Origin of the sequence: Micromonospora musae (assembly GCF_003626545.1) — a bacterium.
GTDB classification, from domain to species: domain Bacteria; phylum Actinomycetota; class Actinomycetes; order Mycobacteriales; family Micromonosporaceae; genus Micromonospora; species Micromonospora musae.
Genome location: NZ_RAZS01000001.1, coordinates 639,152 through 654,753 on the forward strand (window position 1 = coordinate 639,152; position 15,602 = coordinate 654,753).

Consider the following 15,602-nt stretch of genomic DNA (forward strand, 5'->3'; position numbering starts at 1 on the left):
GCAGATTCGCACCAAGATCCACGCGCTGTCCACAGGGGCCCAGGCAGGTCGGGGGATTACGGCATGGTGGGGAGGTGGAGGGGCGTGAGCTACCGGGACAGGGCCGAGGTCGATGGGGCCGAAGCGGGTGGGCGGCGCTGCGCCGAGCTCTGCCGGCGGACGACGCCGATGACCTGACCTGGCTGCTGTTCCACCAGGATGATGTGATCCGCCTCGACCAGGCGCGCTGCCACCTTTCGCCGAGCGCGATCCGGCACCGGGTCGATACAGGTCGCTGGCGGCAGGTGCACCGCGCCATCTACGTCACCCACAGCGGTCCGGTCGGTCCCGAGCAGTTCCGGTGGATCGCCGTGCTCGCCGCAGGACCGGCCGCACTGCTCGGAGGGCTCAGCGCGGCACAGGCATGGGGTCTGCGCCGGTACGAGAGCGGGACCGTGCACCTGCTGACACCTGCCACGCACCGGGCCCGCTCGCTGCCCTCCGGCGTCCGCCTGCACCGCACCACCGTGCTGAGCGAGGAGGATGTCCTCCAGGTGGGGCTGCCGCCCCGCACTCTGCCGACGCGTTCATTGGTGGACGCCGCTCAATGGGCGGCCTCCGACGAGGAGGCCCGCGCGATCGTCGCCGCGGGTTTCCAGCAACGGCTGGTCGCCGGCGATGATCTCCACCGGGTCCTCGACCGGCTGCCACGCGCCCGCCGTCGTCGGCTCATCATGCGGACGGCATCGGACGCCGGCGGCGGCGCCCACTCCCTGGCCGAGCTGGATTTCCTCGGGCTCGTCCGGCGGGCCGGCCTGCCCGAGCCGTCGCGTCAGGTGGTCAGGTACGACTCGGCCGGACGGCGCAGATACCTCGATGCCTGGTTCGAAGAGTGGCGTGTCCACGTCGAGATCGACGGCGGACAACATCACGACCCGCGCGCCGCGTGGGCCGACATGCGCCGGCAGAACGACCTCTGGCTCGACGGTGACCGCGTGCTCCGCTTTCCGGCGTGGGCGATCCGTGCGCAACCCGAGGAGGTCATCCGCCAGATTCGAGCCGCGCTTCGCGCCGCCGGCTGGCCCGACCTGCCCCGACACGAGTGATCTTGGCACGAATCCGCCGCGATAGGGACACATTCGCACCAAGATCTGCTCGGGTCTGGGGTCAGTCGGTGGGGGTGGTGGCCTTGCGGGGGGCCGCCTTCTTGGCGGGGGTGGCCTTGGCGGTCGCGGTCTTCTTCGCCGCCGTCGACTTGGTGGCCGCCGCGGTCTTCTTCGCCGCGGTGGTCTTCTTCGCCGCCGTCGTCTTCTTCGCCGTGGTCTTCTTGGCGGCCGCCTTCTTGCGCGGCGCCGGGCCCTTCGCCCGCTTCTCGGCGAGCATCTGGGAGGCCTCCTCGAGGCTGAGCGCCTCAGGCGTCTGCCCGCGCCGCAGCGACGCGTTGACCTCCCCGTCGGTCACGTACGGGCCGAACCGGCCGTCCTTGATGACCAGCAGCTTCTCGGTCGCCGGGTCCGCCCCCATTTCACGCAGCGGAGGCGCGGCGGCCCGCCGCTGGCGCGTCTTCGGGGCGGCCAGCAGGGCCAGCGCCTCGTCCAGCGTGACGGTGAACATCTTGTCCTCGGAGTCCAGCGACCGGAACTCCTCGCCCTGCTTGACGTACGGGCCGTAGCGGCCGTTGTTGGCGAAGACCTCGACGCCGTCCGGGGCGACGCCGACCAGACGGGGCAGGCTGAGCAGCTTCAACGCCTCGTCGAAGGTGAGCGAGTCGGGCGTCTGCGAGCGCAGCAGCGACGACTTGCGCTCGCCGCTGGCCACGTACGGGCCGAACCGGCCGGACTTGAGCAGGATCGGCTCGCCGGTGGACGGGTCGTCGCCGAGCTTGCGCTCACCGCCGCCACCGAGGAAGAGCTCGTGCACCTTCTCCGGGGTCAGCTCGTCCGGCGCCAGGCCCTCGGGGATCGGCGCCCGGTCCCCGTGCGCGGTGCCCTCCTCGCCCTCCGCAGGTGCGACCGCCTCCTCGCCCGGAGTTCGCCGCTCGAGGTACGGGCCGTACCGGCCGACCCGGACGACCACGTCGCGGCCCTCGTCGTCGGCGAAGAGCGGTATCGAGTTGACGCTACGGGCGTCGATCTCGCTGAGGTTCTCGGTGACCAGCTTCTTCAGGCCGCCCGCGTGGGCGATCGTCTGGTCGCCGGTGCCGTTGGTGCCGCCGAAGTAGAACGAGGTGAGGAAGTCGACGGCGGCGTGGTCTCCGCCGGCGATCTCGTCCAGCTCGTTCTCCATGCTGGCGGTGAAGTCGTAGTCGATGAGGCGCGGGTAGTGCCGCTCCATCAGCCCGATCACCGCGAACGCCAGAAAGGTCGGGATCATCGCCTGGCCGCGCTTGTTGACGTAGCCGCGATCCTGGATGGTCTGCATGATCGACGCGTACGTCGACGGGCGCCCGATGCCCAGCTCCTCCAGCGCCTTGACCAGCGAGGCCTCGGTGTAGCGGGCTGGCGGCTGGGTGTGGTGCCCCTGCGCGGCCAGCTCGTCGGCGGTCAGCGCCTGGTCCTTGACCAGGGTCGGCAGGCGACGCTCGGCATCCTCGGCCTCGGCGTTCTCGTCGTCGCTCGACTCGACGTACGCCCGCAGGAAGCCCGGGTCGGTGATGGTCTTACCGGTCGCGCCGAAGTCGGCTTCCTCGCCGGTGTTGGAGAGGGCACGGATCCGCACCGACACGCTGGAGCCGACCGCGTCGGTCATCTGCGAGGCGATGGTGCGTCGCCAGATCAGCTCGTAGAGCTTGAACTCCTCGGCCGACAGCTCCTTGGCCACCTCGCCCGGGGTGCGGAAGTTGTCGCCCGCGGGGCGGATCGCCTCGTGCGCCTCCTGGGCGTTCTTCACCTTGCCGGTGTAGCGACGCGGCTCCGGCGGCACGCTGCGCTCGCCGTAGAGCTCGACGATCTGCCGACGGGCCGCCGTGATGGCGGTCTCCGACAGGTTCACCGAGTCGGTACGCATATAGGTGATGTAGCCGTTCTCGTAGAGCCGCTGCGCGGTGCGCATCGTCTGCTGGGACGAGAACCGCATCTTGCGGGCTGCCTCCTGCTGGAGCGTGGAGGTGATGAACGGCGCGTACGGGCGGCGGCGGTAGGGCTTCTCCTCGACCCGGGTGACCGTGAACGGGCGGTCCTGCAGCCGGGCCGCCAGGCCCCGGGCGCCGCTCTCGTCCAGGTGCACCACGCCCGCGCCGGGCTTGACCCGGCCGGTGGTCGGCTCGAAGTCCTTACCGGTGGCGATCCGGTCGCCGTTGAGGGCGATCAGCGTGGCGTGGAACGTACGGGGGCCCTCGCCGGCGTTCGCCACCGCGAGCGTGGCCAGGATGTCCCAGTACTCGGCGGTGCGGAACGCCATCCGCTGCCGCTCCCGCTCGACCACGATCCGGGTCGCCACCGACTGCACCCGGCCCGCCGAGAGCTTCGGCATGACCTTCTTCCACAGCACGGGAGAGACCTCGTAGCCGTAGAGGCGGTCGAGGATGCGCCGGGCCTCCTGCGCGTCGACCAGGTCGCGGTCGATCTCGCGCGGGTTCGCCACCGCCGCCTGGATGGCCGGCTTGGTGATCTCGTGGAAGACCATCCGCTTGACCGGCACCTTGGGCTTGAGCGTCTCCACCAGGTGCCAGGCGATCGCCTCGCCCTCGCGGTCCTCATCCGTGGCCAGGAAGATCTCGTCGACCTCCTTGGCCAGCTTGGTCAGCTTGCTGATCTGCTGCTTGCGGTCGGCCGAGACCACGTAGAGGGCGTGGAAGCCGTTGTCGACGTCCACCCCGAGCCGCGCCCACGGCTCGCCCTTGTACTTGGCCGGTACGTCGGCGGCGTTGCGCGGAAGGTCCCGGACATGGCCGAAGCTCGCCTCCACGACGTACCCCGGGCCGAGGTAGCCCGAGATCGTCTTGGCCTTCGCCGGTGACTCGACGATGACCAGACGGGTGGTTCCCGCGTTGCTCGGCACGTCTCTCCCTGACCTAACTCCTGCTCGTGACCGCTCGGTACCCGTTTCAGGCCGTGTTCGACCTGCCAGACCCCGGCGGTCCGGATGTCCAACGTAACGCGCCGTCCGCGTTTCGGGTTTCGCGGGCGGCAAACCACCCCGGCGTGGGGTGGATGTGCCGGACGGCGCCACCGTACACCGTGGGTAGGGCCCCGAGCGGGTCACTGTGATGATGGCGGGCCTTCGATCAAGGCCCCAACTGCCGGTTTTATTCCGATATCTTCGCGCCGCCTGTCCGCCACCGGACAGCCCGGTCCGGTCAGGGCCAGGCCGTGGGCGGGGTGGCGCTCGGACGATCCCCCACCAGCTCGGCGAGGCGGCGCAACCGGTGCCGGCCACTGATCAGGTACGCGGGCCCGCTCGCCCCGGAGTCGAGCAGCTCCCCGGCGAGGCCGACCGCCGCGAGCGCCGCGCCGACGGGTTCCCACCACTGCCGGTCCGCTGCGCCCAGGTGCAGCCGGCACCCGGGCGGGTCGACCTCACCCGCCGCCGCCAGCCAGAGCCGCAGCCGCCGCCCGTTGAGATGGAAACCGGCCGGCGGCCGCTTCGCCACCCCCCGTGTCCACGCCACCGCGAGCGGCTTGAGCGCCCGGGTGTACGAGGTGCGTACCGCGTGCCGCTCGTCCTCGGTCGGCTCCCAGCTCGCCGAGAGTCCCCGCTGGGCCAGCTCGGCCACCAGCACGTGCACCCGCCACGGCGCATCCACCACGATCGAGAGCCGGGCGGTGCCCCCCATCCGGACCACCTCGCCGGGACCGGCGAGCAGGCCGGCGAGGTCGGCCACGGCCGGCTCGACCGTCTCCGCGCCGAAGAAGACCAGTTGCCGCCCCGCCTCGTCGACGCTCCCGCGTGCGGGACGGGCCGCCGCACCTGCGGTGGCCGCCCGCCCGGGGTCCCCGTCGGCCGCAGCGGCCATCGGATCGCTCGCCCCGACGCCGGGACCGCCGGCCGCCCCCGCGGAGGGCGATCTCCGGCGGCGGCTCGGTGCTGCCGGTTCGGGCACCGGGAAGAGCGTCGGGAGCTGCTGCGCTCCCGACGGTTCGCCGAGCCCGTCTAGCGACACTCCGGCACCTCGTCGAAGGCTTGTCTCAACTCCTCCGAGTTGAGACGGCTCGTGTCCAGCGTGCTCGCGTCGTACTCCTTGTTGAGCGTCTCCACCGCGGCCCGCACGCCGTCGTAGAAGGTGGTGGGCTCGCCGGTGCTCAACCCTCCGACGGTGTCCGCCGCACGGCCGTAGGCGTCACGCATCTGCCCCAGGGCCGTGCGGAAGCCGACGGAGATCTCCTCGCCGTGCTCGGCCTCCGGCACACCGGCCTCCTCGACCTTCCGCCGGGCCGTCTCGCTCGCCTTCTCGGCCCCGTCGAAGAGGCGGACCAGGTTCTCCTTCGCCTGAGCGGGAGTGGTCTGCGCCGTCATCTGCTGGTCGGTGCTGCTGGTCAGCCTGCTGATCTCCGACCGCCACGGGGCGAGCGCGGAGCAGACCGAGGACGCCCACGCCCGGGGGCTGGGACCGCCACCGCACCCGCCGACCACCAGGACGAGCGTGGCCAGGACCACCGTGAGCTTTCCGGCGGCAGTCGCCCGGCACGTACGCATGCGTTGCAGCGTACGGCCTCCGTCGAACGCAGGCACCGTTCAGGTTTGCGTTCGGCCCCGGCCGGCGACGGACGCCGACCGGGGCCAGTCGATCAGGCCGGAACCGTCTCCGACCGCTGGTCGGCGCTGCCCGAGCCGGTGCCGTCGCCGGCGTCCGTGTCGGACATCGCCACCCCCTTGCGCTTGCTGACGAACACGGCCCCGACGATGACCAGCGCGGCCACCACCGCGATGGAGATCCGCAGGCCGGTGTTCTTGTCGTCACCGATGCTCCAGGCCACCACGGCCGGCGCGATCAGCAGCGAGACCAGGTTCATCACCTTGATCAGCGGGTTGATCGCGGGGCCGGCGGTGTCCTTGAACGGGTCGCCGACGGTGTCGCCGATGACGGTGGCGGCGTGCGACTCGGAGCCCTTGCCCCCGTACGCGCCGTCCTCGACCAGCTTCTTGGCGTTGTCCCAGGCGCCACCAGAGTTGGACAGGAAGACCGCCATCAGGGTGCCCGCCCCGATAGCGCCGGCGAGGTACGACGCGAGCGCCCCCGGGCCGAGGCCGAAGCCGACCGCGATCGGCGCGAGGATGGCGAGCAGGCCGGGGGTCATCAGCTCGCGCTGGGCGTCCCGGGTGCAGATGTCGACGACCTTGCCGTACTCCGGCCGCTGGGTGCGGTCCATGATGCCGGGCAGCTCACGGAACTGCCGGCGGACCTCCATGACGACCGCGCCGGCCGAGCGGGAGACCGCGTTGATGGCCAGCCCGGAGAAGAGGAAGACCACCGCCGCACCGATGATCAGGCCGACGAGGTTCCGCGGGTTCGCCACGTTCAGCGAGTTCAGGATCTCCGACCCGACGTCGCCCACTCCGGCGTCCGCGTACGCGGTGCGCAGCGTGTCGGTGTACGAGCCGAAGAGCGCGGTCGCCGCGAGCACAGCGGTGGCGATCGCGATGCCCTTGGTGATCGCCTTGGTGGTGTTGCCCACCGCGTCCAGCTCGGTCAGCGTCCGGGCGCCGTGCTCGTCGATGTCGCCGGACATCTCCGCCACGCCCTGGGCGTTGTCGGAGATCGGGCCGAAGGTGTCCATCGCGACGATCACGCCGACCGTGGTGAGCAGACCGGTGCCGGCCAGCGCCACCGCGAAGAGGGAGAGCGTGATGGAGCTGCCGCCGAGCAGGAAGGCGCCGAAGACGCCCGCGCCGATCAGCAGCGCCGAGTAGACCGCCGACTCCAGGCCGACGCTGATGCCGGCGAGGATGACGGTGGCCGGACCGGTCTGCGAGCTCTTGCCGATGTCCTGCACCGGGCGCTTGTTGGTCTCGGTGAAGTAGCCGGTGAGCGCCTGGATCGCGGCGGCCAGCACGATACCGATGACCACCGCGCCGATGGCGACCATCCGCGGGTTCTCGCTGACGTCGGTGAGGCCGCCCTCCAGCTCGGCGAAGGTCGCCGGCAGGTACGCGTACGCGGCGATCGCCACCAGCACCGCCGAGATCACCGCGGAGAGGTAGAAGGCCCGGTTGATCGCGGTCAGACCGTTGCGGTCGGAGGTGCGCAGCCGGGTGATGAAGACACCGATGATCGCGACGAGCACGCCGATCGTGGAGATGATCAGCGGGAAGACCAGCCCGTCCTCGCCGAACGCGGCCCGGCCGAGGATGAGCGCGGCGACCAGGGTCACCGCGTACGACTCGAAGAGGTCGGCGGCCATGCCGGCGCAGTCACCGACGTTGTCGCCCACGTTGTCGGCGATGGTCGCGGCGTTGCGCGGGTCGTCCTCGGGGATGCCCTGCTCGACCTTGCCGACCAGGTCGGCGCCGACGTCGGCGGCCTTGGTGAAGATGCCACCGCCGACCCGCATGAACATGGCGAGCAGCGCGGCACCGAAGCCGAAGCCCTCCAGCACGGTCGGGGCGTCGCCGCGGAAGACCATGACGACCAGCGCCGCACCGAAGAGGCCGAGGCCGACGGTGAGGAAGCCGACCACGCCACCGGTCCGGAAGGCGATCTTCATGGCCGCCTCGCGGCCCCCCTGCCGCTCCCGGGCGGCGGCCGCGACCCGCAGGTTGGCGCGGGTGGCGAGCCACATGCCGGCGCCGCCGATGAACGCGCTGAAGAGCGCGCCGACCACGAAGAAGGCCGACCGGCCGATCTTCACGGCGAGCTCGCTGCCGTCGGTGTCGTGCACCGGCAGCAGGAAGAGCAGTACGACGGCGATGACGACGAAGATCGCCAGGGTGCGGAACTGCCGGAGCAGATACGCCGACGCGCCCTCCTGGACCGCGCCGGAGATCTCCTGCATGTTGGCGGTGCCCTTGCCGGCCGCCAGGACCGCCCTGGTCAGGGCGGCGGCGAAGACGAGCGCCACCAACGCGATCACCGCGGCGATGACGACGTACGTGACGTTGGCTCCGGTAAGGGAAAGCCCGCCGCCCTCGGCGGCCAAGGTCTCGGACATCTGTGTCCTCCTGTACCGAACACGCACCGGTCGGTGGAGACGCACCACCCGGCGCCTGAATGCGGACTCGCAAGCACTCGCCGACCCCACCGAACGGAGCAGCGACGAACACCAGTTCCCGCTGGCTGCGGGATGGATCACTTGCTGACAACCCGGGTACTGTAGCCCTCCGCAGTGTCCGAGGTCACACCGAGGGTCCACCCCGTGTCGATGATCTTCGTCGCTGTGTTATGAGGAAGAATCTGATATAGGAGCTGGTCCATACCGAACAGGCCGCGCCCGATCGGGCGCGGCCTGTGTGGACGGTGGAGTCAGCGGCCTACCGGCCAGACCATGCGCACCTCGGTGCCGATACCCTCGTCGACCGGACGGACCTGAAGGTCCTCCACGAAACCGGCGAGCAGGGCGAAACCCACACCGGTGGTGAGCGCCTCGTCGGTGAGAGACTCGTCGGCCAGCTCGTCCGGGGGCAGCGCGGCGAGCCCGATGCCCGCCTCGATCGGCGCCCGGTCGACGACCCGCACGGCGTACTGCCCGGAGTCGGACATCTCCATCAGCACCGGCTCGCGCAGGCCGTACTGACGGTGCAGGGCGACGGCGCGGGTGCACGCCTCACCGATGGCGAGACGTACCTCGTCGAGCAGGTCCTCGCGGACCCCGGCCCGGCGGGCGACCGCGACGCCCACCAGGCGGGCGGTGCGCACGTGCACCGGCGCCGGGGAGAAGGAGAGACGAACCGTCGCCATCACGCTCCGGCACCCGTCGAATCGGCGGCGATCGCCGCGTCGACCGTCGGATGCAGCGGGAAGACCTGGTCGAGCGCGGTGATCCGGAAGATCTTGAGCAGCGGCTCCTTGTCGCAGACCAGAGCGAAGCTACCGCCCGCCGCGCGCAGCCGCTTCAACGCGCCGACCAGCACCCCGAGGCCGGTCGAGTCGAGGAAATCCACCCGTCCGAGATCCACCACCACGCGCCGGGCGCCGCCGTCGATCAGTTCGAGGAGCCGTTCACGCAACCGGGGGGCGGTGTAGACGTCCACCTCACCACCGACCTCGAGCACCGTGTGCTCCCCCACGGCCCGGGTCGCCAGCGACAGCTCCATCTGTCCTCCTCGCAAGAGCCGTAAACTCTTCTGGGCATCTAACCACTACCGCCGCAAGACGCAGCGGTCACCGGCGGGCCTCCCCCATACCCCGGCCCCCGGCTTTTCATCTCCGAACACCAGTGCGAAAGTTCTCCAGTGACCCACGACAGCTTCAGCTCGGCGCGGCTGGCGCCGCGCCATGACCTGGAGCCGTCGACCCCCGCCACCGTAGCCGCGGGTCCCGGCCCCCGGCACGCGCCGGCCGAGCTGCTGGCCCGGCTGCGCGCCCGCGCCGACACCGACCCGGTCACCCACGTGGAGCGGGTACCGGCCCGGGCGGGCGTGCCGGCGCCGTGGCCGCAGTGGGTGCCGGAGGAGCTGCGGGCCGCGTTCGCCGGGCGCGGGGTGACCGCGCCCTGGCGGCACCAGGCCGAGGCGGCCGCCCTGGCGTACGACGGTCAGCACGTCGTCGTGGCCACCGGCACCGCGTCCGGCAAGTCCCTGGCGTACCAGATGCCGGCGCTCGCCACCCTGCTCGCGGACCCCCGGGCCACCGTGCTCTACCTGGCCCCGACCAAGGCGCTCGCCGCCGACCAGCTGCGCGCCATCGCCGAGCTGGAGCTGGAGGGGGTACGCCCCGCCTGCTACGACGGGGACACTCCGCGCGCCGAACGGGAGTGGATCCGGCGACACTCCCGGTTCGTGCTGACCAACCCGGACATGCTGCACCACGGCATCCTCCCCGGGCACGGCCAGTGGTCGGGCTTCCTGCGCCGGCTGACCTACGTCGTGATCGACGAGTGCCACACCTACCGGGGCGTGTTCGGCTCCCACGTCGCCCACGTGCTGCGCCGGCTGCGGAGACTGAGCGGCGCACCCGGCCGGGGCTCCGCCGGCTCGCGGACCAGCCCCGTCTTCGTGCTCGCCTCCGCGACCTCGGGTGACCCGGCGACGGCGGCGCAGCGGCTCACCGGCCTGCCCGTGGCCGCCGTCACCGAGGACACCTCACCCCGCGGCGGGGTGACCTTCGCGCTCTGGGAGCCACCGTTGCTGCCCTCGGCCGACACCTCGTCCGACGCGGTCGACCTCGCCCCCGTACGCCGGTCGGCGCTGCGGGAGACCGCCGACCTGCTCGCCGACACGGTCGCCGCGGGCGTACGCAGCCTCGCCTTCGTCCGCTCCCGCCGGGGCGCCGAGGTGGTGGCCGCGAACACCCGGCGCGCCCTCGACGAGGCGGTACCCGGCCTGGGCGACCGGGTCGCCGCCTACCGCGGCGGCTACCTGCGCGAGGAGCGGCGGGAGTTGGAGCGGGCGCTGCTCCACGGTGACCTGCTCGGGCTGGCCTCGACCAACGCGCTGGAGCTCGGCGTCGACCTGGTCGGTCTCGACGCGGTGCTGATCTGCGGCTACCCCGGTACCCGGGCCTCGCTCTGGCAGCAGGCGGGGCGGGCCGGACGCTCCGGGCAGGAGGCGCTCGCCGTGCTGGTGGCCCGGGACGACCCGCTCGACACCTACCTGGTGCACCACCCGGAGGCGGTCTTCGGGCGGCCGGTGGAGGCGACCGTGCTCGACCCGGCCAACCCGTACGTCCTCGCGCCGCAGCTCGCCTGCGCCGCGGTGGAGGCCCCGCTCACCCCGGCCGACCTGGCGCTCTTCGGCGACGGGGCGAAGGAGGCCGTCGACGAGCTCGTCGCGACCGGCGCGCTGCGGCAGCGCCCGACCGGCTGGTACTGGCGGCACCGCGAACGGCCTCAGGTGGACCTGCGGGGCGAGGGCGGTGCGCCGGTCGCCGTGGTGGAGGCGGCCACCGGGCGACTGCTCGGCACGGTGGACGGCGGCTCGTCGCACTTCCTGCTCCACCCCGGCGCGGTCTACCTGCACCAGGGCGTCTCGTACGTGGTGGACGAGCTGGACCTGGCCGACGGGTGCGCGCTCGTGCACGTCGAGGAGCCGGACTGGTCCACGCACGCCCGGGACGTCACCGACGTCTCGGTGGTGTCGGTGCGTTCGTACGTCGACGCCGGACCGGTCGGGATGTTCCTCGGCGAGGTGGACGTGACCAGCCAGGTGGTCTCCTACCAGCGACGGCGGATCGCCACCGGCGAGGTGATCGACACTCGGCCGCTGGACCTGCCGGCCCGTGAGCTGCGTACGGTCGCCGTCTGGTTCACGCTCTCGCCGGAGTCGTTGGCCGCGGCCGGCGTCGACCCGGGGGACGTGCCCGGGGGGCTGCACGCCGCCGAGCACGCGGCGATCGGGCTGCTGCCACTGATCGCCACCTGCGACCGCTGGGACATCGGCGGGCTCTCCACCGCGCTGCACCCGGACACCGAGGCACCGACCGTCTTCGTCTACGACGGACACCCGGGCGGGGCGGGCTTCGCCGAGCGCGCGTACGGCACGGCGGCGACCTGGCTCCGGGCCACCCGGGACGCGATCGCCGAGTGCGCGTGCGAGACCGGCTGCCCGTCGTGCGTGCAGTCCCCGAAGTGCGGCAACGGCAACAACCCGCTCTCGAAGGCGGACGCCGTCCGGGTGCTGGACGTGGTGCTGGCCAACCTGCCGTCCTGACCACCCGCTGGCCGACAGGGCCGCCGGGTCCGGGCCGGCACGGCCGCCGAGCGGGACGGGTCGGCAGGTCCGAGTACGGGCGGTGGTCGGCTCTTGCCGCAGCGTACGGGCCACGGCTGAGCGGCCGGAGGGCGGGCGATCGGGGAGGGTGCGGGGTGTTGTGGTGTGCAACACTCCGGCGTCCCTAAACAAGGAGAACACGAAAATGCAGCCCGACATGTTGCAGGCTCAGCAGCGTTTCCACATCCGCCAGCGGGTGCGGCTGATGGTCAACCAATACGAGGTCCTCGCGGTGGCGCCGGACGGCTCGGAGGGGCAGCTGCTGGCTTTCGCCCAGCAGAAGCGGCTCGCCTTCAAGGAGCAGGTCACCCTCTACACGGACGACTCGAAGCAGCAGCCCGTCCTCGGCTTCAAGGCCCGCCAGGCCCTCGACCTCGGCGCCACGTACGACGTCACCGATGCGACCGGCAACCCGGTCGGCCTGTTCCGCAAGAACTTCGCGCAGTCCCTGCTGCGTTCCACGTGGCACGTCGAGCAGGCCGGCCTGCCGGCGGTCACCGGCCAGGAGCGCAGCCTGCCGGTGGCGCTGCTGCGGCGCTTCGTCGACTCGCTCTCCTGGCTGCCGTACCACTTCGACTTCACCGCCGACGGTCAGCCCGTCTTCTCCGTGGTGAAGAAGTGGGGCCTGCGGGACCGGTACGTGGTCGAGATCCAGCACCCGCAGATCGACCGGCGGCTCGTCATCGCCATGGCCATCGCCCTGGACGCGCTCCAGGCCCGCTGAGCCCGGCACCGCCCCGGTGAGGCCGCCGGTCAGGCAGCGTCATCGGGGCGCGGCCCGCGCCCTGGCCGTGGCGGCTGACGTCGAGCGCTCAACCTCGCAGCCGGCCGGCCGGGGAGCTGGCCGTGGCGACCCACGCCGAGCGCTCAGCCGCGCAGCGGGCCGGCCCGGGCGCCGGCCGTGGCAACCGACGTCGAGCGCTCAGCCGCGCAGCGGGCCGGCCCGGGCGCTGGCCGTGGCGACTCGGGTCAGGCCGGGCAGCACGGTGACGCTGACCTCGGCGGTGACCAGCACGTCGAGGTCGTCGAGCCGGCAGACCAGCAAGCGTCCGCCGTTGCGCCCCGCGATCTCGGCCGCCGCCGAACACGCCGCCTCGTCGCCGTCGAGCGCTCGCCCGGCACCGGCCAGCGCGCCGAAGTCCGCCGCCACCGCCGCCTGCTGACGCGCCGCCCGAGCCGCGCCCACCGCCGCGCCGAACATCCCGGCCAGGACGAGCGCCAGACCGACCACGAGCAGGCACACGCTTGCCCCGCCCCGCTCCCGGTGCGGCTCCTCGACCGACCGACACAGCCGGTGCGGCTCCTTGACCGGCCGGCACGCGCGGCCGCTGGACGCGCCGCGCGTCACGCGATCGGCGCCCGCGTCCGCCTTTCGGCCCGGGCCCAGACCGCGTCGCACACCGCCGCACATCCGGGAGTCGGCACCCACGCCCTTTCCACGCCAGGGACCGGGGCCCCCGCGATCGGCGCCGGCCGCCGGCCCGCGCCTCGCGGGGATCACGAGGGGTCCGCCTCCGCGATGCCGGTGTTCCGCGCCGGTGACGTTCGGCCGCTGGTCGGGGCAGCTCACGACGGGGCCGCTTCGGCCGCACCGGGCTCGATCGCGGCCACCGCGGTCGCGGTCACGGTGATCCGGGGCAGCCGAGCGCCGAGCGCGCGGACCGGCGCCCGGACGGTCACCTGCACCCGCCCGCCGCCGATGGTGACGGTGAACTCCGATCCTGCGGGAGCTGCCCGGGCCCCGGCGGCGGGACCGTCCTCGCCGCGGGAGGCGGCCAGGGCCGCCTCCCGCGCCGCGTGCAGGCAACCGGCTCGGGTGCTGACCGCGTCGACGGCCGTCAGCCCGGCGAGTAGGAGCAACAGCAGCGCCGGCAGGCCGGCCGCCAGTTCGGCGGTGAACGAACCCCGGTCACGGCCGGCCAGCCGGCGCCGGATCACTTGAGCGCCCGGTCGATGACGGCCGTCAACGCGGACTGGACGTTCCCAGACGTCAGGACCTTCAGCAGGATGCCTGCGAAGGCGACCGCCGCCAGCGTGCCGACGGCGTACTCGGCGGTGTTCATCCCGGCGTCCCCGCGCAGGCGGGCCAGCAGTTTGCGCACGTTCGTACCCCTTCCTCGATGTTTCTCAGAGCACGTCGCCGAGAACGGCGACGATCACCGGCACCAGGCCGGCGAGAATGAAAGCCGGCAGGAAGCAGAGCCCCAGCGGCAGCACGATGAGCACGCCTGCCCGCCGGGCCGACGCCTCGGCGGCGGTGGCCCGGTCGGCGCGCAGGTCGTCGGCGAGCCGGGTCAGCGCGCCGGCCAGCGCCGCACCGCTGTTCGACGACCGGTACGCGGCAGCGGCCACCCGCTCCGCGCCGGGCACCCCGTCGAGCGCCGACCACGCCTCCTCCGGTCCACCGCCGAGCAGCAGCGTCCGGCCGACCCTTCCGAGTCGAGTCGCGAGCGGGCCGTCCAACGCCTCGGCGACCGCGAGCACCGACCTGTCCACGGGTGCCCCCGCACGCATCGCCGCGGCCAGCAGATCCGCAGCGAGTGGCAGGTCGGCTGCCTCCCGGAGCCGACGGTTGCGGTCGGCGGGCGGCTCGATCCGTCGTAGCAGCCGATCCAGCAGGATCGTGGCCGGCACGGAGGCGAGCAGACCGAGCCAGTTGCCCGCGACCACGACGACCGCCAGACCGCCCAGCACCGAGGCCAGCCGGATCAGGTCGGGACGCCGTCCCCGTTCGGAGCCGGCACCGTCGCCCGCCGGACCGCCCGCGCTCACCGTGCTGCCCCCGGAAGACCGCGCCGGGCGGCCGAACCCGAGCCACCACCGACGCGCCCCCGACTCGTCGTGCGGCAGAGCTGACCCGGGCGGGCGGGAGTCGCGGAGCGCCCGCAGCCGGTCCAGCGGCCGGCGGCCCGTCGTCGCGGCGAGCAGGGCCGCCGCGGCCAGGAGAGCGGCGGCCAGGACGGCCCGAGACATCAGGCACCCCGGGCCGGTGCGGCGCTGAGCCGTTCGGCCCAGAAGAGCCCAGCGGCTTGGAGCGCGACGGCGAGCACCGTACAGGCGCCCCCGATCGGCGTGCGCAGGAGCACGTGGACCGGGTCGACGCCGATGCCGTACCCGAGCCCGATGCCGCCGAGCGGAAGTGCTGCCAGCAGCCAGGCGGTGGCTCGTGCCCCCGCCGCCTGCGCGGCCGCAGCGGCGAGCCCTCGATCGGTCGACCGGGCGTCGGCCTCGATCCGCTCGACCAGGTCGGCGAGCGGCGCGCCGGTCCGGTCGGCGAGCCGCACGGCGGCCGACGCGAGCCGGTGAAGACGGTCCGGCCCGTCGGGCTGCTCCGCGGGGTCGCTCAACGGCGGGACCGGAAGCCCGGCCCGCAGATCGGCGGCGAACCCGCAGAGCTGATCCAGTCGCCGCCGGCGAGCCTGCTCGACGTGCCGGGTGGCACTCCACCGAATGGCCGCGCGCATGCCCAGAAGTGCGTACCCCGCCAGCGCCACGGCGGCGACCGGGCCGCCGAGCAGGCCGCCCAGACCGGCACCGGCCAGCCCGGTCAGGAGCAGCGTGCGCCGAGGTGCCCGACCCAGCACGCGACCCCAACGGGGACCGCCGCTCAACGGTGTCGCCCCCGGTTGGCGTTGGAGGGTGACGCTCGGCTCCGGAGTCCCGCCCAGCCCCGCGGGACCCCTCGCGTCCCGTCTGGCGGGCGGGCTCGACGGCCCGGGCGCCCGTCCCGGCCCGGGGCCCTGCCGGGTGGGGCGGGACCCGCGGGGGGCCACATCCCGGCCGGGCGGCCACCCCGCGCTGCCGCCGTGGCCGGTTGCCCG

Annotated in this window: 13 protein-coding genes and 1 pseudogene; 3 read left to right on the forward strand and 11 right to left on the reverse strand. The window is 73.1% G+C overall.

The window, feature by feature from the left end; all coding sequences use genetic code 11:
• Positions 1 to 74 precede the first annotated feature (74 nt).
• Positions 75 to 1,085, forward strand: a complete 1,011-nt coding sequence (locus D7147_RS03015; RefSeq protein ID WP_233562885.1) for a DUF559 domain-containing protein — start codon at positions 75 to 77, stop codon at positions 1,083 to 1,085.
• 61 nt (positions 1,086 to 1,146) lie between these two features.
• On the opposite strand, the gene topA is transcribed toward D7147_RS03015, so the two are convergent.
• The 6 genes from topA to D7147_RS03045 form a co-directional block, all read right to left on the reverse strand.
• The gene (topA, locus tag D7147_RS03020; protein ID WP_120673675.1) at positions 1,147 to 3,978 is read right to left on the reverse strand and encodes a type I DNA topoisomerase; all 2,832 of its coding nucleotides are present in this window, start codon (positions 3,976 to 3,978) and stop codon (positions 1,147 to 1,149) included.
• Positions 3,979 to 4,276: 298 nt separating this feature from the next.
• Positions 4,277 to 4,933 (reverse strand): hypothetical protein, encoded by a 657-nt coding sequence (locus D7147_RS03025; protein WP_233564997.1) that lies wholly within the window; start codon positions 4,931 to 4,933, stop codon positions 4,277 to 4,279.
• A 137-nt stretch (positions 4,934 to 5,070) separates the two neighbouring features.
• The gene (locus D7147_RS03030) at positions 5,071 to 5,613 is read right to left on the reverse strand and encodes a hypothetical protein (RefSeq protein ID WP_120673677.1); all 543 of its coding nucleotides are present in this window, start codon (positions 5,611 to 5,613) and stop codon (positions 5,071 to 5,073) included.
• Between the two features lie 92 nt (positions 5,614 to 5,705).
• Positions 5,706 to 8,066, reverse strand: a complete 2,361-nt coding sequence (locus D7147_RS03035) for a sodium-translocating pyrophosphatase (RefSeq protein WP_120673678.1) — start codon at positions 8,064 to 8,066, stop codon at positions 5,706 to 5,708.
• Between the two features lie 311 nt (positions 8,067 to 8,377).
• Positions 8,378 to 8,815, reverse strand: coding sequence for an ATP-binding protein (locus tag D7147_RS03040; RefSeq protein ID WP_120673679.1), 438 nt, complete (start codon positions 8,813 to 8,815; stop codon positions 8,378 to 8,380).
• On the reverse strand, positions 8,812 to 9,168 hold the full coding sequence (locus D7147_RS03045; RefSeq protein WP_120673680.1) for an STAS domain-containing protein: 357 nt from the start codon (positions 9,166 to 9,168) through the stop codon (positions 8,812 to 8,814). Before D7147_RS03045 ends, D7147_RS03040 begins: the two co-directional genes overlap by 4 nt.
• Before the next feature lie 168 nt (positions 9,169 to 9,336).
• Between D7147_RS03045 and D7147_RS03050 the strand changes: the two genes are divergently transcribed.
• Together D7147_RS03050 and D7147_RS03055 are read left to right on the forward strand one after the other, a co-directional pair.
• A complete protein-coding gene (locus tag D7147_RS03050) occupies positions 9,337 to 11,721 on the forward strand; it encodes a DEAD/DEAH box helicase (protein WP_120673978.1) in 2,385 nt (794 codons plus the stop codon).
• 205 nt (positions 11,722 to 11,926) lie between these two features.
• On the forward strand, positions 11,927 to 12,505 hold the full coding sequence (locus tag D7147_RS03055; protein WP_120673681.1) for an LURP-one-related/scramblase family protein: 579 nt from the start codon (positions 11,927 to 11,929) through the stop codon (positions 12,503 to 12,505).
• Positions 12,506 to 12,703: 198 nt separating this feature from the next.
• Here D7147_RS03055 and D7147_RS03060 read toward each other — a convergent pair whose 3' ends face one another.
• The 5 genes and pseudogenes from D7147_RS03060 to D7147_RS03080 all read right to left on the reverse strand — a co-directional run.
• Entirely contained in the window at positions 12,704 to 13,072 is a 369-nt protein-coding gene (locus tag D7147_RS03060) for an Rv3654c family TadE-like protein (RefSeq protein ID WP_233562916.1), read from the reverse strand.
• A gap of 275 nt (positions 13,073 to 13,347) precedes the next feature.
• Positions 13,348 to 13,719, reverse strand: a complete 372-nt coding sequence (locus D7147_RS03065) for a TadE family type IV pilus minor pilin (RefSeq protein WP_120673682.1) — start codon at positions 13,717 to 13,719, stop codon at positions 13,348 to 13,350.
• Entirely contained in the window at positions 13,716 to 13,844 is a 129-nt protein-coding gene (locus D7147_RS03070; protein ID WP_208418639.1) for a DUF4244 domain-containing protein, read from the reverse strand. Before D7147_RS03070 ends, D7147_RS03065 begins: the two co-directional genes overlap by 4 nt.
• 64 nt (positions 13,845 to 13,908) lie before the next feature.
• On the reverse strand, positions 13,909 to 14,754 hold the full coding sequence (locus D7147_RS03075) for a type II secretion system F family protein (RefSeq protein ID WP_407663301.1): 846 nt from the start codon (positions 14,752 to 14,754) through the stop codon (positions 13,909 to 13,911).
• Positions 14,754 to 15,533: pseudogene (locus tag D7147_RS03080) on the reverse strand (hypothetical protein); the annotation flags it as partial. The gene D7147_RS03075 and the pseudogene D7147_RS03080, both read right to left, overlap by 1 nt.
• Between the last annotated feature and the right edge of the window lie 69 nt (positions 15,534 to 15,602).